The 26,461-nt window shown below is 35.3% G+C and carries 26 protein-coding genes and 2 riboswitches; of the genes, 13 read left to right on the top strand and 13 right to left on the bottom strand.

The annotated features are described in order from the left end of the window. Positions 1–13: 13 nt before the first annotated feature. The 3 genes from I5818_RS01825 to tatA form a co-directional block, all read right to left on the bottom strand. Positions 14–742, bottom strand: a complete 729-nt coding sequence (locus I5818_RS01825) for an amino acid ABC transporter ATP-binding protein (RefSeq protein ID WP_071977322.1) — start codon at positions 740–742, stop codon at positions 14–16. Positions 743–991: 249 nt separating this feature from the next. Further along, positions 992–2,062, bottom strand: coding sequence for an AI-2E family transporter (locus tag I5818_RS01820; protein WP_139358138.1), 1,071 nt, complete (start codon positions 2,060–2,062; stop codon positions 992–994). Positions 2,063–2,300: 238 nt separating this feature from the next. Next, positions 2,301–2,468 carry a twin-arginine translocase TatA/TatE family subunit gene (tatA, locus tag I5818_RS01815; protein ID WP_071977323.1) on the bottom strand — a complete coding sequence of 56 codons (168 nt, stop codon included), beginning with the start codon at positions 2,466–2,468 and terminating at the stop codon, positions 2,301–2,303. Between the two features lie 236 nt (positions 2,469–2,704). Further along, a riboswitch (cyclic di-AMP (ydaO/yuaA leader) is annotated at positions 2,705–2,848 on the top strand. 112 nt (positions 2,849–2,960) lie between these two features. On the opposite strand from tatA, the gene I5818_RS01810 reads away from it, so the two are divergent. Together I5818_RS01810 and I5818_RS01805 are read left to right on the top strand one after the other, a co-directional pair. After that, complete coding sequence (locus tag I5818_RS01810) at positions 2,961–4,781, top strand: APC family permease (RefSeq protein ID WP_078110278.1); 1,821 nt, start codon at positions 2,961–2,963, stop codon at positions 4,779–4,781. A gap of 97 nt (positions 4,782–4,878) precedes the next feature. Beyond that, a riboswitch (Lysine riboswitch) is annotated at positions 4,879–5,068 on the top strand. A 138-nt stretch (positions 5,069–5,206) separates the two neighbouring features. Further along, positions 5,207–6,652, top strand: a complete 1,446-nt coding sequence (locus I5818_RS01805) for an amino acid permease (RefSeq protein ID WP_058004170.1) — start codon at positions 5,207–5,209, stop codon at positions 6,650–6,652. A gap of 26 nt (positions 6,653–6,678) precedes the next feature. On the opposite strand, the gene I5818_RS01800 is transcribed toward I5818_RS01805, so the two are convergent. Then, positions 6,679–7,176 carry a CBO0543 family protein gene (locus I5818_RS01800; protein WP_078110276.1) on the bottom strand — a complete coding sequence of 166 codons (498 nt, stop codon included), beginning with the start codon at positions 7,174–7,176 and terminating at the stop codon, positions 6,679–6,681. Between the two features lie 134 nt (positions 7,177–7,310). Between I5818_RS01800 and I5818_RS01795 the strand changes: the two genes are divergently transcribed. Continuing rightward, a complete protein-coding gene (locus I5818_RS01795; RefSeq protein WP_078110275.1) occupies positions 7,311–8,315 on the top strand; it encodes a DUF3231 family protein in 1,005 nt (334 codons plus the stop codon). A 37-nt stretch (positions 8,316–8,352) separates the two neighbouring features. Here the strand turns inward: I5818_RS01795 and I5818_RS01790 are convergent, their stop codons facing one another. Further along, the gene (locus I5818_RS01790; protein ID WP_071977325.1) at positions 8,353–9,735 is read right to left on the bottom strand and encodes a glycine--tRNA ligase; all 1,383 of its coding nucleotides are present in this window, start codon (positions 9,733–9,735) and stop codon (positions 8,353–8,355) included. Positions 9,736–10,188: 453 nt separating this feature from the next. On the opposite strand from I5818_RS01790, the gene I5818_RS01785 reads away from it, so the two are divergent. Together I5818_RS01785 and I5818_RS01780 are read left to right on the top strand one after the other, a co-directional pair. Next, positions 10,189–10,725 (top strand): YceI family protein, encoded by a 537-nt coding sequence (locus I5818_RS01785; protein WP_058004174.1) that lies wholly within the window; start codon positions 10,189–10,191, stop codon positions 10,723–10,725. Between the two features lie 279 nt (positions 10,726–11,004). Continuing rightward, positions 11,005–11,688, top strand: a complete 684-nt coding sequence (locus tag I5818_RS01780) for a DsbA family protein (protein WP_058004175.1) — start codon at positions 11,005–11,007, stop codon at positions 11,686–11,688. A gap of 52 nt (positions 11,689–11,740) precedes the next feature. Here I5818_RS01780 and I5818_RS01775 read toward each other — a convergent pair whose 3' ends face one another. Continuing rightward, positions 11,741–12,268, bottom strand: a complete 528-nt coding sequence (locus I5818_RS01775; protein WP_078110274.1) for a hypothetical protein — start codon at positions 12,266–12,268, stop codon at positions 11,741–11,743. Positions 12,269–12,655: 387 nt separating this feature from the next. On the opposite strand from I5818_RS01775, the gene I5818_RS01770 reads away from it, so the two are divergent. Beyond that, positions 12,656–13,558 (top strand): cation diffusion facilitator family transporter, encoded by a 903-nt coding sequence (locus tag I5818_RS01770; RefSeq protein ID WP_078110273.1) that lies wholly within the window; start codon positions 12,656–12,658, stop codon positions 13,556–13,558. Positions 13,559–13,632: 74 nt separating this feature from the next. Here I5818_RS01770 and I5818_RS01765 read toward each other — a convergent pair whose 3' ends face one another. Continuing rightward, entirely contained in the window at positions 13,633–14,613 is a 981-nt protein-coding gene (locus I5818_RS01765) for a ketoacyl-ACP synthase III (RefSeq protein WP_078110272.1), read from the bottom strand. A gap of 156 nt (positions 14,614–14,769) precedes the next feature. Between I5818_RS01765 and I5818_RS01760 the strand changes: the two genes are divergently transcribed. Next, entirely contained in the window at positions 14,770–16,098 is a 1,329-nt protein-coding gene (locus I5818_RS01760; RefSeq protein ID WP_078110270.1) for an MFS transporter, read from the top strand. Positions 16,099–16,345: 247 nt separating this feature from the next. Here I5818_RS01760 and I5818_RS01755 read toward each other — a convergent pair whose 3' ends face one another. Continuing rightward, entirely contained in the window at positions 16,346–16,492 is a 147-nt protein-coding gene (locus I5818_RS01755) for a hypothetical protein (RefSeq protein ID WP_169846914.1), read from the bottom strand. A 623-nt stretch (positions 16,493–17,115) separates the two neighbouring features. On the opposite strand from I5818_RS01755, the gene I5818_RS01750 reads away from it, so the two are divergent. The 6 genes from I5818_RS01750 to I5818_RS01725 all read left to right on the top strand — a co-directional run bounded on the left by I5818_RS01750 (position 17,116) and on the right by I5818_RS01725 (position 21,893). Beyond that, positions 17,116–18,108 carry an NERD domain-containing protein gene (locus tag I5818_RS01750; protein WP_078110269.1) on the top strand — a complete coding sequence of 331 codons (993 nt, stop codon included), beginning with the start codon at positions 17,116–17,118 and terminating at the stop codon, positions 18,106–18,108. 138 nt (positions 18,109–18,246) lie between these two features. Next, complete coding sequence (locus I5818_RS01745; RefSeq protein WP_078110268.1) at positions 18,247–19,146, top strand: ABC transporter ATP-binding protein; 900 nt, start codon at positions 18,247–18,249, stop codon at positions 19,144–19,146. Further along, complete coding sequence (locus tag I5818_RS01740) at positions 19,147–19,884, top strand: ABC transporter permease (RefSeq protein WP_071977332.1); 738 nt, start codon at positions 19,147–19,149, stop codon at positions 19,882–19,884. A gap of 6 nt (positions 19,885–19,890) precedes the next feature. After that, positions 19,891–21,030, top strand: coding sequence for a sensor histidine kinase (locus I5818_RS01735; protein ID WP_078110267.1), 1,140 nt, complete (start codon positions 19,891–19,893; stop codon positions 21,028–21,030). Then, positions 21,027–21,629 carry a response regulator transcription factor gene (locus I5818_RS01730; protein WP_071977334.1) on the top strand — a complete coding sequence of 201 codons (603 nt, stop codon included), beginning with the start codon at positions 21,027–21,029 and terminating at the stop codon, positions 21,627–21,629. The genes I5818_RS01735 and I5818_RS01730 overlap by 4 nt, the downstream gene beginning before the upstream one ends. 105 nt (positions 21,630–21,734) lie before the next feature. Beyond that, on the top strand, positions 21,735–21,893 hold the full coding sequence (locus I5818_RS01725) for a hypothetical protein (protein ID WP_169846913.1): 159 nt from the start codon (positions 21,735–21,737) through the stop codon (positions 21,891–21,893). A gap of 47 nt (positions 21,894–21,940) precedes the next feature. Here the strand turns inward: I5818_RS01725 and I5818_RS01720 are convergent, their stop codons facing one another. The 5 genes from I5818_RS01720 to I5818_RS01700 form a co-directional block, all read right to left on the bottom strand. Beyond that, complete coding sequence (locus tag I5818_RS01720; RefSeq protein WP_058004186.1) at positions 21,941–22,585, bottom strand: SDR family oxidoreductase; 645 nt, start codon at positions 22,583–22,585, stop codon at positions 21,941–21,943. Between the two features lie 77 nt (positions 22,586–22,662). After that, a complete protein-coding gene (locus I5818_RS01715; RefSeq protein ID WP_078110266.1) occupies positions 22,663–23,412 on the bottom strand; it encodes a zinc ribbon domain-containing protein in 750 nt (249 codons plus the stop codon). Between the two features lie 62 nt (positions 23,413–23,474). Beyond that, complete coding sequence (locus tag I5818_RS01710; protein ID WP_235849669.1) at positions 23,475–24,434, bottom strand: helix-turn-helix transcriptional regulator; 960 nt, start codon at positions 24,432–24,434, stop codon at positions 23,475–23,477. Between the two features lie 153 nt (positions 24,435–24,587). Next, the gene (locus I5818_RS01705) at positions 24,588–25,661 is read right to left on the bottom strand and encodes an ABC transporter substrate-binding protein (protein ID WP_058004190.1); all 1,074 of its coding nucleotides are present in this window, start codon (positions 25,659–25,661) and stop codon (positions 24,588–24,590) included. Beyond that, positions 25,658–26,461 (bottom strand): ABC transporter permease, encoded by an 804-nt coding sequence (locus tag I5818_RS01700; protein ID WP_078110265.1) that lies wholly within the window; start codon positions 26,459–26,461, stop codon positions 25,658–25,660. Before I5818_RS01700 ends, I5818_RS01705 begins: the two co-directional genes overlap by 4 nt.

The following is a 26,461-nucleotide window of genomic DNA, read 5'->3' as shown; positions in this document are numbered from 1 at the left end:
TTCCCCCTTATATTTAATGATTTAACACACGCTTTAAAAAGACCTTTGCTCTTTCTTCATGAGGATTCTCAAAGAATTCGATAGGCTTTCCTTCCTCGACAATCCTCCCTTCATCCATAAATACAACACGGTTAGCTACTTCTTTCGCAAAACCCATCTCATGAGTAACTACTACCATCGTCATCCCTTCTTTAGCTAATGATTTCATTACTTCTAGGACTTCCCCAATCATTTCGGGATCTAGTGCAGAAGTAGGTTCATCAAAAAGCATTACCTTTGGTTTCATTGCAAGTCCTCTGGCGATAGCGACCCGTTGTTGCTGTCCCCCTGATAGCTGAGATGGATAAGAATTTGCTTTATCAGGGATTCCAACCTTCTCCAAATAATACATGGCTGTCTCCTCTGCTTTGGCCTTATCTTCACCAAGCACTTTAATAGGAGCTAAAGTAATATTTTGTAATACCGTTTTATGCGGATATAGATTAAAATGTTGAAACACCATACCTATATCTCGTCGAAAATCATTGATATTCGTATGTTTGTTATTTACTTTAGTTCCGCCGACAACTAGTTCGCCATCTGAGATTGTCTCCAAACAATTGATACATCGAAGCATTGTACTTTTCCCCGATCCCGATGGACCAATAACAACGACAACCTCTCCTTGATTAATTTCTAGATTAATATCTTTTAAAACATGAAAATCTCCATAATGCTTATTGACATTTCGAAATGTGATCATATGGCCCCCCCTAACTAAGAACGACAAAAATAATCTTTCTCTAAAATATGAGAAAAACTTTCAATTTATACAATATTCTAAATCCCCATAATAATGTAACTTTCGACTCCCATGCCTAAATTCCTTCATTTTTTTCAAAACATATCCAAATTAGGACTTTTGACCCAATAGAGAAATAGGGAATTAAAATTATAATCTTTTTAACCAAAAAAGACCTTTACCTAATAACGGTAAAGGTCTTACAACTGTTTATTCGACTTTTCTAATCCTAAATAATTGATAGATGTGTAAAACAACAACCTTCAATACTGCATAGGTCGGAATAATTAAAATCATCCCTAGCACACCTGCAAGATTCCCCCCGACAAGGATGAGTAGAATAATGGTTAATGGATGAACATTTAATGTTTTTCCCATGACCTGTGGCGATACCAAATTACTTTCAATTTGTTGAGCGACAAACATGATAATAACGACATAAAGTGCCATAATCGGATTTTGGAAAAAAGCGACGATAATAGCGGGCGTCGCGGCGATAAATGGTCCAAGGAATGGGATGACATTGGTTGCCATTCCAAAGAGTGCTAGAATCAGCGCATAATCCAAACCAATAATTAAATAACCAATTAATAAAAGAATCCCAACAACAGAGCTAACAATTAATTGACCTTGGATATAGCCTCCAAGTGCTTTGTCCATATCATGTAGAACGGAACGAATTTCTTTTTCCTTTGATTTAGGGAAAAAGCGTGTCACATTTGGTACAAACCGATCCCGATCATTTAACATATAGAACAGGATAAATGGAACAATGACTAGCGAGAAAATAAATCCAAAGACATTTCCTAAAACTTTGGCAACCGCTCCCCCTGTTGCCAATGCATTTGTTTGCAATTTAGTTGTTAAATTTGCAATGATATCCTTTGCAAATTGAGGGATATATTCTTGATTTTTTTGCCAATAAGTAAAAGCATCCTGTGCGGCTTTCACCATATCTGGTACATTTTCTATTAACCGCTTAAACTGATCTTGTAATAACGGACCAATTAATTCAATCACTGCAATGACGATTCCAATCAAAATCACAAATATCAGCATAATAGCTAGTTTTCTTGGAATCTTCCATCCTTCTAGCAGCCTAACAACAGGTCTCGCCAAATAGTATAAAATTCCCGAAATTAAAAACGGAATAAACAGGGTTTGAATAAAGATAACTAATGGAGTGAAAACAAAGCTCACTTGATTTAATAGCCAAATGATAATTAAAACTATAATTATCCCTATCCCTAAGTTAAAAAATTTCTTTTTTATTTTAAACACCTCTACTATTTACTTTTATTTACTATGATAATGAATTTTCCCATAAGTGAAAAGGAATTTCCCCAACGTTTTTAAAAATTTTCACCAAACAAATAGGGACTGTCTAAAAAGCAAAAGGGGCAGACCCCACAACACAATATATAGAGTGAATTTATTCAAAATCACTTTATATACTAGTTCATCGTGAGGGGTCAGACCCCTTATTAGACAGCCCCTTGCCCATACATATTAGATAAGATTATTTTTTTTCATTTGAGTCGTCATCCATGATTCCGCTCATACCTTTTTTAAATTCTCTTAATGTTTGACCTGCAGCTTTACCTAACTGAGGAAGTTTTGACGGACCAAAAATCAATAGGGCAATGACAATAATAATAAGAATTTCTCCGAATCCTAAGTTACCCATTTGTTCATCTCCTAAGTGTTTAAACTAGATTTATACGATCTTTCAATTTTATCATTATACCTACGGCTATTTTAAGCCTATTACTTTTGAAATTCAAGTTACTAAAATGGACAAATGATGACGTTTTTACAGAAAATGTTGTTTATTCTGCTATAAAATAACGACGAAAAAAAAGAAAAAAATTCTTCTTTACAACTTTTTTTGATGGGAGTAATATTTCAATATAAAAAAATGAATATCTTTTATCGCTTAATTCGAAAGAAGCGGGGGAACCATGATTGTGGCTATTAGTCACTTGGGGTGAATCCTTTTTTAAAGGTAGGGTTACTCTCATACCCGAATCCGACAGCTAACCTCGTAAGCGTTGCGAGAGAGGAGTGTTTATGTGATCGAATCATCGACCACAGAGGACTGCATCCCTCTGTGGTTTTTTGCTGTGCAATTTTAAATAATCAAGACATCAAACAGACTTACATTAAGGAGACTTTATTTATGTACAGTTCATTTAAACGCTTATTAATTGGAAGGCCATTAAAAACACATGAACTTGGTGAACAAAAGCTAACAAAACTTAAAGCATTAGCTATTCTTTCATCTGATGCCTTATCTTCTGTTGCCTATGGTACAGAACAAATTTTAATCGTTTTAGCGACGATTAGTACATTAGCCTTCTGGTATACGATCCCGATAGCGATCGGCGTTTTATTTCTTTTAGCAGCACTTACCTTATCTTATCGTCAAATTATTTTCTCTTACCCTCAGGGTGGAGGTGCTTATATTGTCTCTAAGGAAAATCTCGGTATCAATCCTGGTTTAATTGCGGGAGGTTCTTTATTAGTTGATTATATACTAACCGTGGCTGTTAGTATTTCTGCGGGTACCGATGCCATCACATCAGCGTTTCCTATCTTGCACGAGCATAATGTGTTTATTGCCGTCATGCTTGTCATTTTTATTACAATATTAAATTTACGTGGTTTAACTGAATCTGCAGCAGTTTTAGCCTATCCTATCTATTTATTTGTTTTTGCTTTAGTGATGCTGATTTTTGTAGGGATGTTTAAAATTGCAACAGGGCAAGTGTCACCACAATTGCATACATCCATTGGGACACCGGTAGCAGGAATTTCTTTATTCCTATTACTACGCGCCTTTTCATCAGGCTGCTCAGCTTTGACTGGTGTAGAAGCGATTTCGAATGCTGTCCCAAATTTTAAAGCACCGGCTGCAAAAAATGCTGCTGCAACATTAGCCTTAATGGGATTTATTCTTGCTGTTCTATTCTCGGGAATTACTTTTTTAACCTATTGGTTTGGAATTGCTCCTAAAGGAAATGAAACAGTGATTTCTCAAATTGCAGCACAAACATTCGGACGAAATTTCCTTTATTTCTTTGTACAAGGAACTACTGCTTTAATATTAGTACTTGCTGCTAATACAGGTTTCTCGGCATTTCCTATGTTAGCTTACAGTTTATCCAGGGATAAGTATATGCCAAGAATGTTCTCGATTAGAGGGGATCGTTTGGGATACTCAAATGGAATCATTTTTTTAAGCATTGCTTCTATTTTGCTCATCATAGCATTTAAAGGAAAAACAGAGCATTTAATTCCCTTATATGCAGTAGGCGTTTTTATTCCATTTACCCTTTCTCAAACAGGTATGAGTATGAAATGGTTAAGAGAAAAACCGAAAGGATGGATTGGTAAACTAGCTATTAATTTAATAGGTGCACTGATTTCGTTTCTTGTACTAGCGATTCTTTTTGTAACTAAATTCCATCAGGTTTGGTTTGTCATTATCTTCCTACCTATTGTTGTATATACGTTTTATCAGATAAAAAAACATTACTCAGCGGTTGGAGAACAGCTACGTTTATCAAAGCATATAGAGGAAGAAATTAAGGGAAACATTTTTATAGTGCCTGTTGCGGGAATAACAACGGTTGTGGATCGCTCGATTAATTATGCAAAATCTTTATCTGATCAAGTAATTGCTGTATATGTTGCCTTCGATAAGGAAGATGAAAAAAAGATGGAGCTACAATGGGCTGAATTAAATAATGGGGTTCGCCTTGTGACACTTTATTCATCCTATCGGAGTATACTTCATCCTTTGTGTAAATTTTTAGAAACGATACAAGCCAAAGCAACAGAAAAGCATTATATGGTGACTGTATTAGTCCCACAATTCATCCCTAAAAAAAGATGGCACACTATTTTACACAATCAATCAGCTCTATTGATAAGAGCCAGATTGCTGTGGCAAAAGGACATTGTTGTTTCAACATTGCCGTATAAATTTAAAAAATAGAAGCCAAAATATCGTTTCAAAAAATTTACCATTGATTTATTATAAAATTATTTTATAATAGTAAATTATGAACTAAATAAAAAAATCCTCATCAAACCGATGGGGTAGAGGTCGCGGTTATTAAGAGTAAGACGGACGAGATCCAGAGAGATTGATAACTCCATCTGAAAGGAATAACTGCCGAAGCTTGTACACATCTCTGTGTGTATCGGCTGGGGCTGTATCCAAATAGGAGCAGAACTGTCACGTTTATTGATTCCAAATGAACGTGTTGTGCTATCTTCGGAAGGTATGATGCGGGGTGTTTACAATGCCGCGAAATCTTTTTCGTGGCATTTTTGTTTATTCCCCACCCTTCCAATAATCAATTAAGCGACCACCTCTTAAGGTCCGACGCTTATTATGAAAAGGGAGTGTATTTCTACATGGATAATCAACAAGAACCTCAACTAAAACGCAAATTAAAATCCCGACATCTATCGATGATTTCACTTGGAGGTACCATTGGTACCGGTCTCTTCTTGGCTAGTGGTGGAGCGATCCATACAGCAGGCCCAGGTGGAGTAATCGTCGCATATCTATTAATCGGAATCATGGTTTATTTTCTAATGACCAGTCTTGCAGAGATGGCTGCCTTTATGCCTGTATCTGGAACATTCAGTACGTATGCATCAAGATTTGTTGATCCCTCTTTGGGGTTTGCTCTTGGATGGAATTACTGGTATAACTGGGCGATTACAATTGCCGCAGAATTATCAGCAGTCACTATAATTATGAAGTTCTGGTTTCCACATACTCCTTCTTTAATTTGGAGTAGTATTTGCTTAGTCATTATGTTTCTCTTAAATTATTTATCTGTTAAAGGATTTGGTGAAGCTGAATTTTGGTTTTCCCTCATTAAAGTCATAACTGTTATCGTATTTATTATTACAGGTTTTTTAATGATCTTCGGCATTATGGGTGGCGAACCTGTAGGTTTTAAGAACTTCACTGTTGGTGATGCCCCATTCCATGGCGGATTCATGTCCATGCTTGGAATATTTATGGCTGCAGGATTCTCATTTCAAGGTACAGAACTTCTTGGAGTAGCTGCAGGTGAAAGCGATGATCCAGAGAAAAGTATTCCAAAAGCTGTTCGACAAGTATTCTGGCGTATTCTTTTATTTTATATATTAGCTATCTTAGTAATCGGTCTTCTTATCCCTTATACTGACAAAAATTTAGCGATGGAAGATGTTGCAATGAGCCCTTTTACTATTATTTTTGATAAAGCTGGAATTGCCTTTGCAGCATCAGTAATGAATGCAATCATTCTGACAGCTGTATTATCTGCAGGAAATTCAGGGATGTATGCATCTACTCGTATGTTATGGGATTTAGCACGGGATGGGAAAGCACCAAAGTTTTTAGCAAAATTGAATAAAAACGGAGTACCAGTTAATGCATTAATCGTAACATCTTTAGTTGGAACAATTGCCTTTCTGGCCTCATTTTTTGGTGATGGTGTTGTGTATGTTTGGTTGCTCAACGCTTCCGGAATGTCAGGGTTTATTGCATGGCTGGGCATCGCGATTAGTCACTATCGATTTAGAAAAGCTTATGTGGCACAAGGTCGTGATTTAAATGACTTACCTTATCGATCAAGGCTATTTCCATTCGGACCAATCTTCGCCTTTATCCTATGTGCAATTGTTATATTAGGACAAAATTACTCATCATTTTTAGGTGGGCATATTGATTGGACAAGTATTTTAATTTCTTATATCGGTTTACCACTATTTATCATCGTTTGGTTAAGCTATAAGTTCATTAAAAAAACAAAAATCGTACCTCTTGAGGAATGTGATTTTAGTACAAATAAAAATTACTAATATTGACCGTCTCTGACGGTCTTTTTTTATACCGGTACATGGAAGATCCATAGAAAAAGAAAAGCAGTTATAACGGAAAGAGCATAAACAAGCAACGGTTTAAGCATATGCAATCTCATAAATGTATACATAACGAAATAAAATGGAAGCTCCATCCAAAATCCCCATCCATGGTCAAATTCAATCTCATTAAAGTAAATAAATAAACCTTCAATTAGCATGGAGCCTATAACCCACTTACTTAAAAAAATAAACTTTTTTATTTTCCTTACCCCCTCTGGATAACGGGATAAGAACAGTAAAGATAATAACGGTAAGAGAATGAGGACATTAAATAATTCTATTTCTTTTTCAGATAGAAAAGGGGAATGATATTTCCAAAGCCAATAGTCCCTACATAATACAATATAAGTTAAATTACAAGTAATTACATATAATAACGTTGTGTGATAGTCTCTCCAATTTTTTAGATACCCTTTCCAAATCAATATAATCAACAATAAAACTGTCACTGTGATGCTCATTTAATTACTCCCATCTAGTCTCTTGCCTATGATTATTTTTTCCAAGCCGGAAGTTTCTATCCACTAATTATTTGCGGTTGAACGGATAAAAAATGCCGAATATCAAAAAATAAAAATGAAAGAGGTGATTACAAATGAAGGAACGGAACACAAAACTAACTAGTCCCGAAATAGGAGCTCTTTGGGGAACTTATATGAATAATACAATGGCTTGGTGCCTTATTACTTATTTTCTTCATCATATTAAAGATAGTGAGATTGAAAAAATTCTACAAAAGTCACTGGATTTTACTAATATACGAATACAAAAAATTACCGCTATATTTAACGAGGAAAATATCCCCATTCCAAACGGTTTTACAGAAAGGGATATTAACCTAAATACACCACCACTGTTTAATGATCCTTTTGCCTTAAGCTTTGTTTATAATATGGGAAGATTGGATATGATTTTTTACTCATTTACCATTGTAAATACTGCAAGACATGATATCACTTCCTTCTTTTCAGCTGCACTATCTGAAGCCTCTATGCTATATGAAGATGCAGTAGCTTTACTATTATCAAAGGGATTATATGACCGTCCCCCAAATATTCCGTATCCTACAGAAGTTAAATACATAAAAAAAGAAACCTATATAAATGGGATATTTCATAAAAGAAGACCATTAAATGTTAATGAATTGACTGAAATCTTCTTTAATATCGAAAGAAACTACTTTTCTATTCTGTTATGTACGGGTTGTTTGCAAGTTGTTCGTGATAAGGAAGTAAAGGACTATATAAAGAAAGGGAAAGAAATTTCTACTAAACAAATTAAATTTTTTAATGATCTATTATTCAAAGAAGATTTACTTGGGATCACAACTGTAAATATGGAGGTAACAGAATCACAGGATTCCCCTTTTTCTGAAAAATTAATAATGAATCTGTTCAATACTTTAAATGCACTGGATATTTCATTGCTAGGGCATTCATTATCCACTTCATTACGAACGGATTTATCCTTACAAATTAGTAAGATTATTGCTGAAATTCTATCCTATACGAAGGATGGTTTTGACTTAATGGTTAATAGAGGCTGGTTAGAGGAACCTCCTGCAGCTCCTGATCGAAGAGCTCTTGAAAAAAATGAATAACGAAATAAGGAGGCTTCCATAGGAGCCTCCTTATTCATTAGAATTGAATTTTTTCTTCTAAAAAGCTTTTTAGTTCTGAAATTGGAAGACGCGTTTGTTCCATAGTATCCCGATCACGAACCGTTACCATATGATCTTCTTTTGAATCAAAGTCATAAGTAATACAGAATGGAGTGCCAATTTCATCTTGTCGACGATAACGTTTTCCGATTGAACCAGTTTCGTCAAAGTCAACCATATAGTGTTTAGCTAAATCAGCGAAGATCTCCCTTGCTTCATCAGATAATTTTTTCGATAATGGTAGGATTGCTGCTTTATACGGTGCAAGTGCTGGGTGCAAATGCATAACTGTTCTCGACGTACCATCCTCTAATGCTTCTTCTTCATAGGCATTAATCATAAATGCTAGTGTTACACGGTCTGCTCCTAAAGATGGTTCAATACAATACGGAACATAGCGTTCATTTGTTTCTTGATCCAAATAGGTAAAATCTTCACCAGAAAATTGCATATGCTGTTTTAAATCGTAATCTGTTCTTGAAGCGATTCCCCATAGCTCTCCCCATCCAAATGGGAATTTGTATTCAAAGTCCGTTGTTGCATTACTATAATGTGATAGTTCTTCCTCAGAATGATCACGGAGACGAAGATTTTCTTCTTTTACTCCAAGTGATAATAACCAATTCTTCGCATATTCCTTCCAATAATTAAACCACTCTAACTCTTCACCAGGTTTACAGAAAAATTCTAATTCCATTTGTTCAAATTCACGAGTACGGAAAGTGAAGTTTCCAGGAGTAATTTCATTACGGAAGCTTTTACCGATTTGGGCAATACCAAATGGTAATTTCTTACGCATCGTACGTTGAACATTTTTAAAGTTTACGAATATCCCTTGTGCTGTTTCGGGACGAAGGAAAATTTCGTTTGTGCTCGTTTCAGTAACACCTTGGAACGTTTTGAACATTAAATTAAATTGACGAATCCCTGTAAAATCTTTACTACCACAATCTGGACAAGCAATATCATATTCCTTCATAAGCTCTTCCATTTTTTCAAACGGGAGCCCATCAACAATAATTTCTGTCCCTTTTGCTTCAGCTGCATTTTCAATTAATTTATCTGCACGATGTCTCGCTTTACAATTTTTGCAATCGATCATTGGATCATTAAAGTTACCAATATGGCCAGATGCTTCCCATGTTCGAGGGTTCATTAAAATAGCTGAATCAAGACCTACATTATAAGGGGATTCTTGAATAAACTTTTTAGTCCAAGCCTTTTTAATATTATTCTTTAACTCTGTACCAAGTGGACCATAATCCCATGTATTTGCAAGACCTCCATAAATCTCTGATCCAGGAAATACAAATCCACGGTGCTTCGCATGTGATACAATTTGTTCCATAGTTACTGCCATAGTTATTCTCTCCTTTTCGTAAAAATCAAAAAGCTCTCGTTCCCAGGCTCGTTTAAGCCTGGGGACGAGAGCTATACTCACGCGGTTCCACCCCAGTTGATGTGTAAATATACACATCCACTTTCTTACAACGACTCCAGATTGCCGTTTCACTAAAACTTCTTATCAGGCTTCCACCTTCCCTGACTCGCTAGCAAAGAATACATTTAGCTACTATTGATCCTTCAATGTCGTCCATATTTTTAAGATTATATTACCCCAATGGAGGAATATAAGTCAATGGACGGTAGCTCTTTATTGTTAACACCTACTATAAAAAAGTTATTAAATATGATATTTTTACATAAAATAATTGACAAATGGAGGCAATGAAAATATAATTATATTAAATCACCAACTATAAAATATATAGCAACTTACATTAAGTAATTAATATAAATGGAGGAATGAAATATGACAATGTCAAAATGGACTGTTGACACAGCACATAGTAGTATTGATTTTTCAGTAAAACATATGATGGTATCTAAAGTAAAAGGAGCTTTTCAACAATTCTCTGCTGTAGTTGAAGCTGATCCAACAAACCTAGAAACAGCAAACATCGATTTCAGCATTGATGTCGCAAGTATCGACACTAGAAATGCAGATCGCGATAATCACTTACGCTCTGCTGATTTCTTTGATGTTGAACAATATCCAACGATGACCTTTAAAGCAAACAAAATTGTGAAAACAGGTGAAGATGAATACAATGTTACAGGTGATGTTACACTTCATGGCGTTACACGCGAAGAAACATTTGCAGTGACATTCGAAGGATTAGCAAAAGATCCAATGAGTGGAGCGGAAAAAATCGGCTTCAGTGCTAATGGAAAAATCAAACGCAGCGACTATGGTTTAACTTGGAATGCAGCTCTTGAAACTGGCGGTGTCCTAGTTGGAGATGAAATAAAAGTAGCTATTGAAATCGAAGCAGCGAAGGAAGCGTAAAAATAAAAGGTGTCATTCGACACCTTTTATTTTTTAGGCTGCCACGTATAGTTGATTGCTCTTGTCAAAAGCGATTTAGCAATTATTATGGAGCTTGTAGCTCTTTTCTCAGTGGAATGAGAGGTGTAACGTTATAACTACATCTAAATAGAAACTATGTTTGAGAAAAGAGCCATTTTTTACAATTCCATGTCATTGCGGTCTATAACTTGACGTTTCAAACTACATTATGTAAAACTTACGTTAAATTAGAAACTATAATGGTAAAGGTGTGCAATTATGGCAAAGTCAAAAAAAGCTAATAAATCAGGAAGTTCATTTTTTTGGATCGTTATTGTAGTAGCTGTAGTCTTACTTGCATTAATTGTATTTTTAAGTAAACAATCTTCTGATGAACCAAAACAGGACGAGACCTTCTCATTTGATTATAGTAATCAGCCATTTGAAGGTGATGAAAATGCCCCAGTTGAAATTGTTGAATTTGGAGATTACAAATGTCCAGCTTGTAAAGATTTTAATGATACTGTCTATCCAGTGATTCAGAAGGATCTTATTGAAACAGGTAAAGCCAAATTATATTTTATGAACTATCCATTCATTTACAAGGATTCGGAACGCTCAGCACAATTTGCTGAAACCGTTTATCAAGAACTTGGAAATGATGTATTTTGGAAATTCCATCATCTTCTGTATAGCAAACAGCCTAAAGAAGAAAAAACTGATTTCTTTACTCTCAAAGTCCTTAAAGATTCATTAGCTGAATTGGTGAATGAAGCAGATGTAAAGAAAGTGGAAGAGGCATTTAAAAATAAGGAATATAAGGATGCATTAGCAAAAGATCGATCCTATGTGAGCGAATTAAAAATCGACTCCACCCCTTCCCTCTTCATCAATGGAAAGAAATTCACAGGCAGTTCCTATGATGAATTTATTCAAGAAGTGAAAGATGCGGCTAAAAAATAATAATAAAAAAAGAAACGCTTGATTTTTCAAGGGTTTCTTTTTTTATTAACTCTTATTGATCAATTGTTTTAATAGTCATAAATATTCTTGAGAAAACATCTAAAATGTTTACCTCATTTACAGTATCATTATATAAACCATATCCCCAAGATTTCTCAGTATCATCTGATAGGTGGTAATATCCAGAGGCATACTCACCTGAATCTGTATCTGGAAATGCTTCATATTCAATTTCTGCTTCAATGAAAGGTACATGGGACTTTTTCGATTCAATAAAGAAAAATGGAATACCAGAATTTTTATAGATTTTTGCATATGGAGCTCTAGCTGCTTCTATTAAATGCTCCTTCATAATAAAGATTGCATCATATTTTGAGGATAGATTTCCTTTTCTTATATCATTTAAATCGATGTTTTTAAAAACAATGTTCCTTTCCCGAACATCAGGTATTTTACCAACAACACCAATAGTCAAATCTCGCCCTTCATATAACGGGCTATCCTTGACCTCATTTTTATCCATACTACAAGCTGCTAACGTGGATATCAACAAAAAGAGCAGTATAATTTTTCTCCTCATTTAACCCTCCCGAGTCCATACTTTTTCCTAATAATAGCATATATTCCCACAGGAAAATTCACCTAAATATCTTTGAAGCTAATAAAAAAGCACAAATCGAAGTTTTTTTGGAGTACTATGATGGTTACAAAAAGTAATGTTAATGTTTGTTATTCTTTTCACGGAAACGAGCGGAGCTTAAGTAAAGAGATTTATTATAAAAATTTGGAAAAAGACACATACTAATTTGGTATTGTTTTTCGTGAAGGAAACATTTTTAGTTCATGATTAAAACCGTAGATTCACTCAACTATCTTTCTCTAGACCCACCAACACTGCGTTTGTTATGATACAAAGGCAACGTTAACAAGTTACAAAAGACGTTTTTTTTGATTGGGGTGTTTTACATTGGGGAAAAGGGAAGCCATTGCTAAAAAAATTGCATGGATTAGTGTATGGAGTAATATCCTCTTAACCTTAGGGAAAATGATTATTGGTTGGTATGCACATAGTGATGCCGTATTTGCTGATGGAATCCACTCTGCTGCTGATGTGTTCGCCTCTGTCATTGTTCTATTAGTTATTAAAATTGCAAACAAACCTGCAGATAAAGAACATCCATATGGACACGGAAAAGCAGAAGTCATTGTATCTGGAATTGTTGGTATTTTATTGTTGTTAGTAGCCCTTTATATCGTTTATGAAGGGATTAGTGGCTTCTTCCACCCAATAGAGACACCTAATATTCTAGCAATGTGGGTTGCAATCTTTTCTTATCTTTTTAAGGAATTCTTATATCGTTCCTCTATGAAAGTAGCGAAAGCTCATAATAGTAAAGCGATTGAAGCCATAGCATTTGATCATAAAGCGGATATAGTTGCTTCGATTGCTGCAGCCATAGGGGTATTATTATCGGTTATTGGAGATAAAACAGATATTACGATTTTACTGTATGGTGATAAGGTAGCCAGTATCTTTGTTGCATATTTAATCTTTAATATTTCAAAGGAATTGCTCAGTGAGGCATTTAATATCCTGTTAGAAAGAAATATTGATATGGATACGCTCCAAGACTTTGTAACCATTATTTCTACATTTAAGGATGTCAAACGCATCGATAAAATCCGTGCTAGAGACCATGGCCACTATATTCTAGTTGATTTGAGAATTTCTGTTGATCATAGTAAGACAATAAAGGAAGGTCATGATCTGGCTAGAGAAATTAAACACGCACTGATGAGCAATTACGATAATATTCAAGAAGTGCTTATTCATTTAAATCCTTATTACACGAATGAGGAAAAGGAATAAGTAAGACGAAGCTGTCTATACTGAGGTCTACCCTCTTTACCTTTTAGACAGCCCGTCTGAAGTCCTTCGTTCTTCTAGAGATTCCATTTTATTAAGAGACCTGCATGTGTGAGTCCTCCACCAAATCCGTACATTAGAAGGGTCTCTCCGTTCTTTACTTTTCCTTCTTTTATAGCTAAATCCAATGCTAAAGGAATAGAAACGGATGATGTGTTTCCAAAGTATTGCATACTAGTTAATGTCTTCTCCAGCGATATTCCCGTTCTATCACATACAGTTTCGATCATTCTAAGGTTTGCACTGTGCGGGATGAACCAGTCTACCTCATTTAGCGACATGCTGTTTTTTTTCAATAATTTCTCGATTCCTTCTGGTAATGTTCGAGCAACCCATTTATAGACTTCTCTCCCGTTCTGCACCATCTTCTTACTATCAATCAGCTCCTGCCCGTGCATTGTTGTCGATAGATGCGTTCGATAGACATTTTGTCCCCCATCACCATTCGTACCAAGGTGACTGCCAATAAAGCTAGGATTTTCCTCGTCAAATTCAACTAAAGCAGCGGCAGCACCATCCCCAAATAAAATACATGTCGAGCGATCCTGATAATCTGTTACTTTCGTTAATGTTTCAGTTGCCACCACCAAGACTTTCCGATGTAGACCTGAAGTAATTAAACCGTTCGCTACATGTAAGGCATAAGTAAATCCTGCACATGTGGCGTTTAAATCGATGGCACCTGTTTGTGGAATATGGAAATGATCTTGAATTTGACAAGCTACACTCGGAAAAGCGTAATCAGCTGTCGTTGTAGAGACGATGATGAAGTCAATGTCTTGAATATTCTTTTGGTAGTTTTCCGCTAAAGTTTCAATCGCTTTAAATGCTAATGATGAAGCGAATTCATTCTCTTCTGATATTCTTCTTTCTTTCATACCAGTCCTTTGAACAATCCATTCATCATTCGTATCTACTAGCTTTTCTAAATCAGCATTGGTTAGTTTTTTATTTGGTACATAAGTTCCAATTGCTGTAATTCTTGCTGTTGACTTCATTTTAATCCTCCCCTTTTCTAATACCTAATATTATTATCTAATATTAGTACCTGGTATTAATTATGTCAAATTTGTTTGTAAAGTTTGTGTAAATAAAAAGGGTTTTTTCCAATATACATGGAATGAACACAGTATCAATTGAAAGAAGGTGAACAAATGATTCAGAATCATCAGGCGAAACAAATAGATGCTCATCCCGATCGACCATTATCTACTTGGAAATTATTTTTATCGCTACCGATTTTGTCTTGGGCCTTATACGATTTTGCTAATACGATCTTTTCCTCCAATATCAACACCATCTTTTTCCCATTATTTCTTGAGCATGCAGTTGGTGGAAATGCGGTAATGAATCAAATTGCTAGTACGTTTATTTCTTACGTTAATGCAGCAGCAAGCTTTTTCTTAGTTATCTTTTCACCACTTTTCGGAACAACCATTGATCGAACCGGAAAAAAGAAAAGTTGGATTGTCTGGTTTACGTTAATCACCGTCATCGGTACTTTATCAATGGGGATATTTGCTTATTATCAAGTACCTGGTCAATTATTTAATCTTCCTATCTCACTGATTCTTGTTATTATTTCTTTTGTCATTGCAAAGTTCTTTTATCATTCTAGCCTCGTCTTTTACGATTCAATGATTTCCGATTTAGCTCCTAAGACACAAATCCCTTTAATTTCCGGATTTGGTGTAGCGGTAGGTTATATTGGGACATTACTTGGTTTAGGCGTATATCCTTTTGTCGGAGATGACGGGTACCATATTGCATTTTTACTCACAGGGGCATTATTCTTTCTATTCGCATTACCTCTATTCTTTTTTTCTAAAGATAAAAAAGTCATACAAAAACCTGATCACGCAAGCTTTTTATCAGGTTATAAAGACATCATTGCTACCTTTAAAGAAATGAAGAATTACAAACCAGTCTTTACATTTATGATTTCATACTTTTTCTTAAATGACGCGATTGCAACAGCTATTGCTATGATGGCCATTTATACGAAGGCTGTCGTAGGATTTACAACAGGCGAATTTATTTTACTGTATTTAGTCTCCACCGTATCCAGTATTATTGGGTCATTTATATTTGGATTTATTACAAAAGCTCATGTTACTAAACGGGCCGTACTCTATGTTGGAATATTAATGTGTTTAGCTCTACTTGTTGGAAGTATTGCCACAGCAAAATCAATGTTTTGGGTTGCCGGAAGTATGTTTGGAGTGAGTCTTGGTGCTATGTGGGTCACCTCAAGAACCTATATTGTTGAACTCAGTCCAGAAAACAAGCGTGGGCAATTCTTTGGACTATTCGCCTTCTCTGGAAAGGTTTCATCCATACTTGGTCCCCTATTGTATGGATCGATCACCTGGATTTTTGCAGGTTACGGAAATTTAGCCAGTCGCTTAGCAATGGGATCTCTTATTATTATGACGTTCATAGGAATATTGGTACTATTTAAAGTTAAACCTGTCAAAAATTAGGAAAGTTTGATAGTTCACTTGATATGACAAGTGAACTTTTTTGTTCGGACTTTTGGAATTGATCAGTTGGAGAGTATTTTTTGTGGGATTAAGTTTACTTTTTGAGGGGATTCGTTGAAAATGATGGGTACTGTAACCTTTTTAACAGGTTTTCTCTCTTTTTTGTTTGGTTTCTCTTTCTTTTCCATTGGTTTCTCTCTTTTTTTGTCAGGTCCTATTTGGATTGATTGGTTTTATAACTTTTTTATCAGGTTCTTCTTCTTTTTTGTTTGGTTTCTCTTTCTTTTTCATTGGTCTCTTTCTTTTTTTGTGAGGTCCTATTCGGATTGTTAAGTTTTAAAACTTTTTTATCAGGTTCTCCCTCTTTTTTGTTTGGTTCATCCTTCTTTTTCATTGGTTTTTCTCTTTTTTTGTCAGGTCCTATTCATATTGTTAGGTTTTAGAACTTTTTTATCAGGTTCTTCTTCTTTTTTGTTTGGTTCATCCTTCTTTTTCATTGGTTTCTCTCTTTTTTTGTCAGGTCCTATTCAAATTGTTAGGTTTTAGAACTTTTTTAACAGGTTCTTCTTCTTTTTTGTTTGGGTCATCCTTCTTTTTCGTTGGTCTCTCTCTTTTTTTGTGAGGTCCTATTCGGATTGTTAAGTTTTAGAACTTTTTTATCAGGTTCTTCTTCTTTTTTGTTTGGTTTATCCTTCTTTTTCGTTGGTCTCTCTCTATTTTTGTGAGGTCCTATTCGGATTGTTAAGTTTTAGAACTTTTTTATCAGGTTCTCCTTCTTTTTTGTTTGGTTCATCCTTCTTTTTCGTTGGTCTCTCTCTTTTTTCGTGAGGTCCTATTCGTACTGATAGGTTTTATAACCTATTTTACGGGTGCTTCTTCTTTTTTGTTTGGTTTCATCCTTCTTTTTAATGGCTTTACATATAAATAAACAATACAGTTTCACAAATATTCCCTCTCAAAGAAGGATTTTTTTGGGACCTAATAGAATATTAATCTAACAGTAAAAGGAGTGATTTTATGATTGTTAAAGAGTTAACCATTCCATACAATTTATTAATGGATGTTGCCTTATTAAGGCGTCTTCGACCTACTCATCCTAAATTAGCTATGATTGAGGAAGATTTAACTAGACGTAAAGTGGGGTATCGTGGTGAGCAAAATCTTCTCTATCATTTAGGATTTTTACCTCCCCAAAATCAAAAAATTTTTTTTGGACTCCGTTTACCATTTGAAGATAAAACCTTCCAAATTGATACCCTTATTCTAACTCCCTCATTTATTCTCATTATCGAAGTAAAAAATTATTCAGGAATATTACTTTTCGAAAAACATTCTGATCAATTAATAAGAATTTATCAAAATAAGGAGGAAACATTCCCTAATCCAATTTTTCAGGTACAACGACATCATATACTGTTTGATCGGTTTCTAAAACATTACAACATTCCAAATGTCCCAATTGAACACATTGTTATTATTAGCCATTCAACCACACAAATTAAAACAGCTTCTGATAATCTTCATATCTATGAAAAGGTTCTTCACTCCGAAAAAATCATTTCCAAAATGGCGGAACTCCATCAGAGACATAAACAAAACAAACTTAAAAATCATCATCTACAGAAGGTCTCACAACTATTACTTGAACAGCATAAACCCGAGGTACCAAATTCTAATGAGATTTTTGACATTTACAAGGACGAGATTATAAAGGGGGTATGTTGTCCAGTTTGTCGAGCCTTTAAAATGGTTCGAAAACACGGAAAATGGGTATGTTCACGCTGCCATACAAGTTCTAAAGAAGTACATAAACAAGCTATTCTTGATTATCTCCTTTTAATAGAACCTTCCATTACAAATAAAAGTTGCCAAGACTTTCTTGATTTATCTAATCCCAGTCTTGTACACCGACTTTTATCATCCATGAAGCTACCCTCCAAAGGTAATGATGGTGGAAAAAAATATTTACTCCCCACTCCAGCATATTTCCAAGAACAATATGGTTTTTAATAGATGAATGCCAATCCTAACTACTTCCTGGATATATAAAAAATGACATTTGTCATCTCATAAACATGACATTCCTTACTAAAAGCATCTCATTATATTTTTTAAACTAAGACTATAAATTACGGAGGTGCATTATCAATGAATGAAATTGTCAATGTCAATCAGGTTTCAAAAGCCTTTCAGGATAAGCATGCGGTAAAAGAAGCTTCTTTCTCAATAAATAAAGGAGAGATCGTTGCCATACTGGGACCAAATGGGGCTGGAAAAACAACAACTATTTCGATGATGCTCGGTCTACTGAAGCCTACTTCTGGAGAGGTTCGACTGTTTAATCAAAATCCAGATGATAAGAGTGTACGAGAAAAACTGGGGATTATGCTCCAAGAAGTAAGTGTCATGCAGGGGCTAAAGGTACGAGAATTACTTGATTTAGTCAGACAGTACTATCCCAAGCCGCTCTCACTAGAAGAAGTGATTGCTTTAACGGGTTTAACTGAAAGTGATTTAAAAACTCGCGCGGAAAAATTATCGGGTGGTCAAAAGCGGCGTGTAAGTTTTGCCCTCGCTCTTTCCGGAAATCCAGAGCTAATTATTTTAGATGAACCAACCGTCGGAATGGATATTTCTTCTCGAAACCGTTTCTGGAAAACGATTCAGATGCTATCTAAGAAAGGCAAAACGATTATTTTTACTACTCATTATCTTCAAGAAGCTGATGATGTGGCAGAACGGATTATTTTATTCAATAAAGGTAGTATTATTGCTGACGGAACTCCAATAGAAATAAAAGCAAGACTGACGAAACAATTTGTTTCATTCCACACTACTTCTGGATCAATTAATAAGCTTTATGGACATTCCGTTATAACTGCTATTTTTGAAAAAAATGATCGAGTATATGTTCAAACAGATGATACAGATGCCGTATTAGCCCTCTTGTTTTCAGAAAATATTGGGGCTCATAATATACAAATTGAACGAGGAAAATTGGAAGAAGCATTTGAACAATTAACAACTGAGCATAAGGAGGTCATTTAAATGAGACTGACATGGTTACAATGTAAAGCTGAGATATTAAGAGTGTTACGAAATCCCTATTTTGTTTTTTGGTCCCTTTTAATGCCAATCGTATTCTATTTCATTTTTACAAAGGTCGTTAATACTGGAGCACCTGATGCTGAAGCATGGCATGCACATTATTTAATGTCAATGACTGCCTTTAGTGTCATGGGCTCATCAATTATGACCTTAGGGATCAGAATTGTACAAGAAAAATCGCAAGGATGGTCCACCTTTATGAGGTTGACGCCACTGCCTGATTCTGTCTATTTCTTTGGACAAATGATTGGTCAAACAGTGATCCACATTCTTTCAATTTGTGTTATTTTTATCGCAGGAGCGATTATTAATGGCGTTTCTTTAACTTTATTTGAATGGGTAATGAGTGGACTATGGATCTTAGTTGGCTCGATTCCTTTTCTAGCATTTGGTACGATTATTGGATCAATGAATAAAGTTGAAACAGCATCCGGGATTAGTAATGTTCTTTATATGGTTTTAGCCGTTTCAGGTGGTATGTGGATGCCAATGGAGATTATGCCCAAAATGATGCAAGCAATCGGAAAATGGCTTCCTTCCTATAATTATGGAAATGGTGCATGGCAAATTGTTCAAGGAAATTTGCCAGAATGGAAAAATATTCTCATTTTATTCTGTTATTTTGTCGCTTTCATGCTACTATCAAAATATATACGAAGAAAACAAGAAGCGGTGTGATCATGAATGTTTCAATTAAAAAGCTTAAGGTTTCAAATATTCCCTAAGAGATATGGTTTTTTCCCATATATGTTTCTTGTTTATTTAGCTCTTCCTGTCTTTTATATAGCTGGCGAAACTGGTTTAAGGAGAATCATTGGATTTATTCTTCTAGGTATATTTTTATTCACCTATCGTCAGCTATACTTTTCGGTTTCTAATGTTGTTGCTTTTTCCTACTGTTTAGCCATACAAATGGCAATTGTATTTTTGTTTAGTATGTTTTATGATCCGAACCTATTATTCATGGGGTTCTTTCCAGCTAATTTTATCGGATGGTATTTTGATAAAAAGAAATTTAAGATTGCACTTATTAGTTTTATCTTAATGGAGTTAATACCGGCTTTCTATCACGGTCTATTCTTTTCAACGAATACTCTCTACATTTTGCCGTTTTTAGTGATTATGATCTTATCTCCATTTGGCATTCGTTCCATGAATAAGCGGATGGAGCTTGAAAAGCAGTTAGATCAAGCAAATGAAAAGATTAAAGAGTTGGTTAAACGGGAGGAACGGACACGTATTGCCCGTGATCTACATGATACACTCGGGCATACCTTATCCCTTATTACATTAAAGAGTCAGCTTGTAGAAAAATTGACTAAAATCGATCCAGAAAGAGCACAAATAGAAGCAAAGGAAATAGAAAAAACATCAAGATCTGCTCTTAAACAAGTACGCGAGCTTGTTTCTAGCATGCGAGCCATTACGATTGCGGAGGAACTCATTCAAGTTCAAGAAATATTACAAGCGGCAGGAATAGCCTACCATCACGAGGGTTTAACTGACTTATCTAACATCCCTCCATTGACGCAAAATATCATTAGCATGTGTCTAAAGGAAGCTGTAACAAATGTTGTCAAACATAGTAAAGCAAAAAACTGTTCCATTACAATCCAATCTACTACAGATAGCCTTCGCTTTATCGTTAAAGATGATGGAATTGGATTAAACAATAAAAATGAAAATGGGAATGGCTTAAAAGGCATGGAGGAACGACTTTCCCTTATTGATGGCATTCTACTACTCTCACATCAAAAAGGAACGAGCCTAGAATTACAGATACCTATTATCAAAAAATTAGAGAAGGAAGGTGCTGTCGTTTGATACGAATCTTTATCGCAGAAGATCAACGGATGCTGCTCGGAGCACTCGGATCATTACTAAATCTTGAGGAAGATATGGAAGTTATTGGTCAAGCTACAAATGGCGAAGAAGCACTTTCCTCTATTTTAAAGTTGGATCCAGATATCTGTCTGATGGATATTGAAATGCCCGTAAAAAGTGGTTTGGATGTGGCAGAAGCTCTAAAAAAAATAAACAATCCAACTAAAATCATCATATTAACGACCTTTGCACGACCAGGTTATTTTGAACGTGCGATTAAAATTGGTATTGATGGTTATTTACTTAAAGATAGTTCCATTGAGGATCTATCCGATGCCATTCGCCAGGTGATTTCAGGAAAACGGATGTATAGTCAAGAATTGATGTTTGATCTCATTAGAGAAGAAAATCCTTTAACACCTCGTGAACAAGAAATTTTAAAATTAGCAGCCGAAGGAAAAACAACAAAGGAAATTATGGCCGCTCTTTTCTTGTCCTCAGGAACAGTACGTAACTATATTTCTGAAATCATTCAAAAATTAGAAGCAAAAAATAGAATGGAAGCCATTACTATCGCTCAAAACAAGGGTTGGATCTAATATGAAAGAAACATTTACCTCTTCTTATGCATATTCTATTATAGGTGCCTAAACCAGTATCACTTGGGAAACCTTTTTGAACAAATGCATTTGGAGGTGGAGTGAATGCATTGGCTCATTGCCGCCATAATTATGGTCGTATCAATTGCTTGGATTTTGGATTATCGAGATCAGAAACAAAAGGGAAAGAAGAGCAGGATAAATAAAATAGATAAAGGTCCTACTTTAAAAATGGGAGATCATCGATATACAAATGATCGGTGAATAAAGGAAAGGTGGGCTATACCACGCATGATAGCCCACCTTTCCACCTATAGTTGTTTGATTGCCACATTAATTGGTGTTTCACCTGCTACTACATCAAATGAACGCCTTAATGTATTCTTTTCATTAAGACAAGCGATGATCAGTTCAGCAACATCCTCTCGAGAAATAGCCCCTCTCTGTAGGTTTTCTGCAATTGAGACCTTCCCTGTACCTGGATCATTTAACAATCCACCAGGACGAATGATTGTGTAATCTAAATTACTGGAAACTAATACCCGATCAGCATAGTGCTTTGCTACATAATATGGTTTAATTGATTCATTCCAATTTTCACGGTGATGTGCTTGTAGAGCACTGACAATAATAAAACGTTTAATTCCTACCTTTTCTGCAGCTTCCATTGTTTTCACTGCTCCATCCAAATCTATCAGTAAGGTCTTGTCGGCACCCGTTTTCCCCCCAGAGCCTGCCGTAAAGACGATTGCATCACAGCCTTTTATGGCATCTGCTATTGTCTCCACCTTATCTTCAAGATTCGCGATTACTGTCTCAATTCCCTCATTCTTTAATTGGAGAGACTGCGCTTCATTTCTTACCATTGCCTTTGGTGTATGTTCTTCATTCTTCTTGAGCTTTTGAATAAGGTGTCGACCAATTTGTCCATTTGCTCCGACAACAAATACTTTCATTTACTTTAGCTCCCTTCATTGAAATAATCTATTTCTTTTATTATTTCAGAAGAGAAATCAGTTTACAAATCAACCGATTATTTAATCGCTATATATATATCTACCACTGCTTGGTCGGGATCAACGCATCTCTCATCATACAGTTCAAAATCACCTGTATATGTGCGTTCTACACCAGAAGTTTCGAACCATTTCCAAATATCTATCCATGCCATCGGAACAATTTCAGTGATTTTCCCCTGATTAGTTGTAAATACAGCATAATTGGATGCCGGTATCGTTTTGATCACGAAATCATTTGAAGATTGATTTGGCTCTTCCACCTCTGTTCCAATAGAGAAATCATATTCGCCTGAAGCATCACTTTCATAGTTAGAATAGAGGGCAATTGTATGTTGTGGGTTGACTTGATTTGGTATTTGCGCTGCAATTTGCCCTGTATAATATTTTTCCCACATAGATGGGATCACACCTTCAGGAGTAGCTTCTATTGCATTCATTGTTCTTGTATTTATTCCCATGAAGGTAAAACCATCTTTTAAGACTATTTTAGGTTCGGAAATCGGCTCACTTTTCCTCCAACGTTTTAAATATGGCATCGATTTCTGCAAAATAGTAAGTGCCTCATCCTCTTTCATCCCTTCCTCTACCATAAATGGGATGCAAAATTGGATCATTTCCTCCATCGTCATATTTGGTTGCTTAAACTCCCCATTTTCATAACAATATAAGCAAAATTCCTTATTCTTTTCCCCCGTCAATTCAGTTCCAAAAACAGAGCTCTCCTTCATAGGCATCCCACAGCTTTGACAAAATACTTGATTCATTATTAACAACCTCCTTTTTTTCCTAGTATATCGACCCTAACTTGACATCTTTATGTCATGTTTCAATAATTATCATCCAAGTATTTATCTATCATGTTTTTTAGCAGGTCTTTTAGTTTTTTCCTTACATGTAAGGGCTCAAGTACTTCAATGCGATCCGAAAAGCTAAGTAAAAAACTGTACATCCCTTCATCCTCAGGCATTTCTGTATGGACAAGGAGTCTCCCATTTTCATCCCTTGTCACATTTTCAATTCCAAACATCTCTTCCATAATGGATTGGTGTTTTTCTTGAAAGGTTATTGTAAGCTGTATCACGTTTTTTGGATTGTACCAAGCTTTATCCCAAGGAGATTGATCAACTTGCACTTCCTTTCTACAAAATGTCTTGTCACTTAATACCAAATCTTTCATTCTCGGAATCTTAAATAATCTAAATTCTCTTCTATGTAAACAAAAACCGTATAAATACCAAGATTGGCCTTTCAAAACAATCGTATGTGGTTCTACATCCCGATAAGATTTCTCTCCTAAATTATTTGAATAGAAAAATTGTACACATAAAGAGCCTTCGATTGCCCGTTTTAAGCTTGTGATTTTTCCCTTTAACAATGGATTTCCACCCCAAGGACTAAAATCTACAAAAATAGTTTCTGGCGGCTGTTGGGAGTCAGACAATCCTTTAATTTTTTCCAGTATGGTTGATGCATGTTCATCTTGATAGGAGGTAGAAATACTTTTTAATGCAGTAGAAATAGCGGATAATTCATCTCTTGTTAAAACATTTTTATCCATTCTAAAACCATCAATTAACCCAATGCCACCATTTTGCCCTTGATAAGTCACTATTGGGATTCCCGCTTGATTAAGTGTCTCAATATCACGATAGATGGTTCGTACCGACACTTCAAACATGTCTGCTAGCTCTTGTGCCTGCACTCTCCGTTGATTGATCAAAACCATTGTAATCGCTAAGAGCCTATCTAATTTCATGACCATTTTCCTTTCTTCTACAAAAATCATTTGTAATGACACTTTTCTTTGTAAATATGAGTTTTCCTTCTAAAACAACGTCTTTTTCGTTAAAACTAAATTGTTTTTTAGTGGACATTTTATTGAAAGTCATTATACTAAAAAAACCGATCTCAGCTATGGCCAAAATCGGTTTTTATCCTGCTATTTTCGATGCATTTTAAATTCTAAGAACAGTTCATTATAGTGAGCAAGCATTCGTTTTCCGAGATTCTCATATACTTCAAGACCTTCAGCTTTATCTAAATCTGGATAGAAGCGCTTGTCTTCAGATATTTCCTTCGGTAAATAATCCAATGCCTTTTCATTTGGCGTCGAGTAACCAATGTACTCAGCATTTGCTGCTGCATTTTTTGGATCAAGCATAAAATTAATAAACTTATGCGCCCCATCAATATTCTTTGCAGTTTTAGGAATGACCATATTATCAAACCAAAGATTAGAGCCTTCCTTTGGAACAACATAGTCTAAATCCTCATTCTCTTCTACAATACCTGCTGCTTCTCCAGACCATACTACACCAATGGCAGCTTCATTGTTGGCTAAAAATAGTTTAATTTCATCTCCAACAATAGCTTTTACATTTGGTGTTAATAAATCTAGCTTACGTTTCGCTTCTTGAAGATGTGCCTCATTTGTATCATTTAAGGAATAATGCAGACTATTTAATCCCATTCCAATAACTTCTCGTGCACCATCTGTTAATAGTATTTGATTTTTTAGTCCTTTATCCCATAAGTCATTCCAGCTCGAAATGGTCTTTCCATTAAGAAGCTCTTTATTATATACAATTCCCACCGTTCCCCAAAAATAAGGAATTGAATATTTATTCCCTTCATCAAACGGTAAATCTAAAAAGCGAGGATTAATATATTTCAGGTTCGGTAGCTTTGAATGATCCATTGGCAAGAGCAAATTTTCTTTCTTCATTTTATCAATCGCATATTCTGAAGGCACAGCGACATCAAATGTGGTTCCACCTTGCTGAATTTTCGTCATCATCGCTTCATTCGAATCGAAGGTTTGATAAATGACTTTAATTCCTGTTTCCTTCTCAAATTTCTTTATTAATTTCGGTTCAATATAATCTCCCCAGTTATAAACCGTTAATGTATTCCCACCGGCAAGTCCTTGAGAAGAATTAATTCGATTGATAAAAAATAGAATCGCAAATGACACGATAAAAATCATAATAAACACTCGTACAAGTTGCTTCATTTTTTAACCCCCATTCCACTTGGGCGGTTATTACGCTGATTAATATAGTAATATCCAATCACGAGAATGATTGTGAACAAGAAGATCAAGGTTGATAATGCATTAATAGATAAAGAAATACCTTGTCTTGCCCTTGAATAAATTTCAACAGATAATGTTGAGAATCCATTTCCCGTTACAAAGAAAGTAACCGCAAAATCATCTAGTGAATAGGTTAATGCCATAAAAAACCCAGCAAAAATCCCTGGAGTAATAAATGGCAGCACAACCTTTGTCAGCACATTCCATCGGCTTGCACCTAAGTCTCGTGCAGCATCGAGTAGTGTCGGGCTCATTTCCTGAAGCTTCGGCAATACCATCAATACAACAATAGGTACACAGAAGGCAATATGTGAAAGTAAGACAGAAAAGAAACCTAGCTTAATACCAATAATCGTAAACAAAATTAGAAAAGATGCACCAATAATGACATCTGGACTAACGATTAGTACGTTATTCAGTGTTAATAATGTATTTTTTGATCTTCTTTTTCTCACAAAATAAATAGCCAATGCACCAACAACACCCAGAATGGTAGACAATGCTGCTGAAAGAAGAGCAATGACAACTGTATTTAACACAATGATTAATAACCTTGTATCGTGAAATACCTCTTTATACCATTCCAATGTAAAACCTTCAAAGTCATGCATGGATCCCCCACTATTAAACGAGTAATACATTAAATAGAAGATTGGGGCATACAAAATAATAAAAATGATGACTAGATAAAGATTAGCTATTTTTCCTTTTTTTCCCAT

Origin of the sequence: Heyndrickxia oleronia (genome assembly GCF_017809215.1) — a bacterium.
In the GTDB taxonomy this organism is placed as follows: Bacteria; Bacillota; Bacilli; order Bacillales; family Bacillaceae_C; genus Heyndrickxia; species Heyndrickxia oleronia.
Note: the sequence above shows the minus strand (reverse complement) of the source record. Positions and strands in the feature narration are given on the sequence as shown.

What these genes read in the sequence shown, in the direction of transcription:
- I5818_RS01700 (WP_078110265.1), bottom strand. Translation starts at nt 26,461, where the DNA reads ATGGGAAAAAAAGGAAAAATAGCTAATCTTTATCTAGTCATCATTTTT.
- I5818_RS01705 (WP_058004190.1), bottom strand. Translation starts at nt 25,661, where the DNA reads ATGAAGCAACTTGTACGAGTGTTTATTATGATTTTTATCGTGTCATTT.
- I5818_RS01750 (WP_078110269.1), top strand. Translation starts at nt 17,116, where the DNA reads ATGATTGTTAAAGAGTTAACCATTCCATACAATTTATTAATGGATGTT.
- I5818_RS01725 (WP_169846913.1), top strand. Translation starts at nt 21,735, where the DNA reads ATGCATTGGCTCATTGCCGCCATAATTATGGTCGTATCAATTGCTTGG.
- I5818_RS01710 (WP_235849669.1), bottom strand. Translation starts at nt 24,434, where the DNA reads ATGATTTTTGTAGAAGAAAGGAAAATGGTCATGAAATTAGATAGGCTC.
- I5818_RS01735 (WP_078110267.1), top strand. Translation starts at nt 19,891, where the DNA reads ATGTTTCAATTAAAAAGCTTAAGGTTTCAAATATTCCCTAAGAGATAT.
- I5818_RS01775 (WP_078110274.1), bottom strand. Translation starts at nt 12,268, where the DNA reads ATGAGGAGAAAAATTATACTGCTCTTTTTGTTGATATCCACGTTAGCA.
- I5818_RS01740 (WP_071977332.1), top strand. Translation starts at nt 19,147, where the DNA reads ATGAGACTGACATGGTTACAATGTAAAGCTGAGATATTAAGAGTGTTA.
- I5818_RS01745 (WP_078110268.1), top strand. Translation starts at nt 18,247, where the DNA reads ATGAATGAAATTGTCAATGTCAATCAGGTTTCAAAAGCCTTTCAGGAT.
- I5818_RS01720 (WP_058004186.1), bottom strand. Translation starts at nt 22,585, where the DNA reads ATGAAAGTATTTGTTGTCGGAGCAAATGGACAAATTGGTCGACACCTT.
- I5818_RS01780 (WP_058004175.1), top strand. Translation starts at nt 11,005, where the DNA reads ATGGCAAAGTCAAAAAAAGCTAATAAATCAGGAAGTTCATTTTTTTGG.
- tatA (WP_071977323.1), bottom strand. Translation starts at nt 2,468, where the DNA reads ATGGGTAACTTAGGATTCGGAGAAATTCTTATTATTATTGTCATTGCC.
- I5818_RS01765 (WP_078110272.1), bottom strand. Translation starts at nt 14,613, where the DNA reads ATGAAGTCAACAGCAAGAATTACAGCAATTGGAACTTATGTACCAAAT.
- I5818_RS01805 (WP_058004170.1), top strand. Translation starts at nt 5,207, where the DNA reads ATGGATAATCAACAAGAACCTCAACTAAAACGCAAATTAAAATCCCGA.
- I5818_RS01755 (WP_169846914.1), bottom strand. Translation starts at nt 16,492, where the DNA reads ATGAAAAAGAAGGATGAACCAAACAAAAAAGAGGGAGAACCTGATAAA.
- I5818_RS01825 (WP_071977322.1), bottom strand. Translation starts at nt 742, where the DNA reads ATGATCACATTTCGAAATGTCAATAAGCATTATGGAGATTTTCATGTT.
- I5818_RS01715 (WP_078110266.1), bottom strand. Translation starts at nt 23,412, where the DNA reads ATGAATCAAGTATTTTGTCAAAGCTGTGGGATGCCTATGAAGGAGAGC.
- I5818_RS01785 (WP_058004174.1), top strand. Translation starts at nt 10,189, where the DNA reads ATGACAATGTCAAAATGGACTGTTGACACAGCACATAGTAGTATTGAT.
- I5818_RS01790 (WP_071977325.1), bottom strand. Translation starts at nt 9,735, where the DNA reads ATGGCAGTAACTATGGAACAAATTGTATCACATGCGAAGCACCGTGGA.
- I5818_RS01795 (WP_078110275.1), top strand. Translation starts at nt 7,311, where the DNA reads ATGAAGGAACGGAACACAAAACTAACTAGTCCCGAAATAGGAGCTCTT.
- I5818_RS01800 (WP_078110276.1), bottom strand. Translation starts at nt 7,176, where the DNA reads ATGAGCATCACAGTGACAGTTTTATTGTTGATTATATTGATTTGGAAA.
- I5818_RS01760 (WP_078110270.1), top strand. Translation starts at nt 14,770, where the DNA reads ATGATTCAGAATCATCAGGCGAAACAAATAGATGCTCATCCCGATCGA.
- I5818_RS01810 (WP_078110278.1), top strand. Translation starts at nt 2,961, where the DNA reads ATGTACAGTTCATTTAAACGCTTATTAATTGGAAGGCCATTAAAAACA.